This is a genomic window from Cysteiniphilum marinum (assembly GCF_014857925.1).
Taxonomy (GTDB): domain Bacteria; phylum Pseudomonadota; class Gammaproteobacteria; order Francisellales; family Francisellaceae; genus Caedibacter; species Caedibacter marinus.
The window spans coordinates 1-1,898 of sequence record NZ_JACYVZ010000093.1 but is presented as its reverse complement, the minus strand read 5'-3'; the positions used below and the strand labels follow the sequence as shown (position 1 = coordinate 1,898).

The following is a 1,898-nucleotide window of genomic DNA, read 5'->3' as shown; positions in this document are numbered from 1 at the left end:
TGCTGAGTTCAAGCACTTGCTATATCACTTTAGGCTTGTTTATAGTGGATGGAGCTACATGAAAGTTATTAATGGTGGTGAAAGTTATGCAGCACTGTCAGAGGGCTTGCAGGAAGCTCTATGGCGTTTAGGTGGCTCTCCATTTGAGCATCGCACAGATAGTTTATCTGCGGCTTTTAAAAACCTTTCTAAAGCAGCTATTGATGATTTAACTAAGCGTTATCAGGAGTTCTGCCAACATTATCAGATGAAACCCAGTCGAAACAATAAAGGGGTGTCTCACGAGAATGGCGCGATAGAGTCACCTCACGGGCATGTTAAGCGCAGGATAAAACAAGCCTTATCAATCAGAGGATCTTCTGACTTTAACTCAATAGATGACTATCAGAAATGGATAGATAGCGTTGTAAAACAACATAACCAACGCAATGCAAAAGAGATTTCTATTGAGCGACCATTACTGCAAGATTTACCAACACATAAAACAACTGATTTTGACCAAATCATCGTTGGCGTTACTTCTTCAAGCACTATTCTTGTGAAACGTGTTACATACACTGTTCCGTCTCGATTGATTGGTGAACAGCTTAGAGTGTTAATTTATCAGCATTCAATAGAGTGCTACTTGGGGTCTATTAAAGTTTTTGAAAGTGAGCGGAAAATTGCTCCTAGAAAAGGTAATGCTAGAGTAATCGACTACAAACATATTATTAGCTCTTTGCATAAGAAACCTCAAGCTTTCAGGTACTCTCAAATTCGCGATGATATTCTTCCAAATGATCAGTATCGTGCAATATGGCAAGAAGTAGATAGATCAATGGAAGCAAAAAGTGCCTGTAAATTCATGGTAGGAATTTTATATTTGGCATATAAATACGATTGCGAACTAAAGCTTGCAGAAGCAGTTTTATATGCGATTGATAATAATCAGCCCTTATCTTTAAATTATTTTGAAAGTCAATATAAGCAAAAAACGATTAGCATACCAACACTCAAGGTTATCCAACATAATCTGTCTGAGTATGATGAGTTAATTAAGGAGGCATTGTGATGTCAAGCAGCGCTTCATTGCCATTACTGCTCAAGCAGTTAAAGCTCATAACGATTTATCAGCACCTAGATGAGATCACGCAAAAAGCAATTCAAGAAGGCTGGGGATATCATACTTATCTTTCTAAACTACTTGGTTTAGAGGTAAATCAACGAGAAAGTAAACGAATTGAGCGTTATTTGAAAGAGGCGAAGTTACCGACAGGAAAATTTCTGGGCAACTTTAATTTTGAAGAAATAACAGGTGTCAACAAGCAGCAAATAGAAGCTTATGCTGATGATACTCAATGGGTTAAGGATGCAAATAATATTATGTTTTTTGGAGCAAGCGGCCTTGGAAAAACACATCTTGCATCCGCTATTGCATCAGGGTTGATACAGCAAGGAGTTAGGGTGTTGATGACCTCAGCGATTGCTCTAATACAAAAACTTCAGAAAGCTAAAGCTGATTATCAACTGTCAGAAGCACTCATTAAATTAGACCGGTATTCCTTGTTAATTATTGATGAGGTTGCTTATGCAAAAAAACAAGAGCTTGAGACAAGTGTCTTATTTGAGTTGATTGCACACCGGTATGAGTCAAAAAGCATTATGATAACTTCAAACAAAGCATTTAGCCAGTGGGATGAAGTCTTTCCTGATAATATGATGGCAGTTGCAGCGATTGATCGACTGGTCCATCATGCTAAAATATTCAATCTAGAAGGAGAAAGTTATCGGAAAAAAGCAAGAACAGATAATAAGCAAAATATTAATATTGTAACTGAAGATAAAACCATGCTAAATTAGGGTGGTTTAAGCGGCAATTGTAGTTGTCGTTAACCGGCAAAGATAATTGTCGTTCAATA

The 1,898-nt window shown here is 37.4% G+C and carries 2 protein-coding genes; both read left to right on the top strand.

Annotated elements, in window-relative coordinates:
* Positions 1-1,051, top strand: a 1,051-nt coding sequence (locus tag IE867_RS14400; RefSeq protein ID WP_192485397.1) for a DDE-type integrase/transposase/recombinase, incomplete at its 5' end; no start/stop codon positions are given.
* On the top strand, positions 1,051-1,839 hold the full coding sequence (gene istB / locus IE867_RS14395; RefSeq protein ID WP_192485396.1) for an IS21-like element helper ATPase IstB: 789 nt from the start codon (positions 1,051-1,053) through the stop codon (positions 1,837-1,839). The genes IE867_RS14400 and istB, both read left to right, overlap by 1 nt.
* Positions 1,840-1,898: the final 59 nt, after the last annotated feature.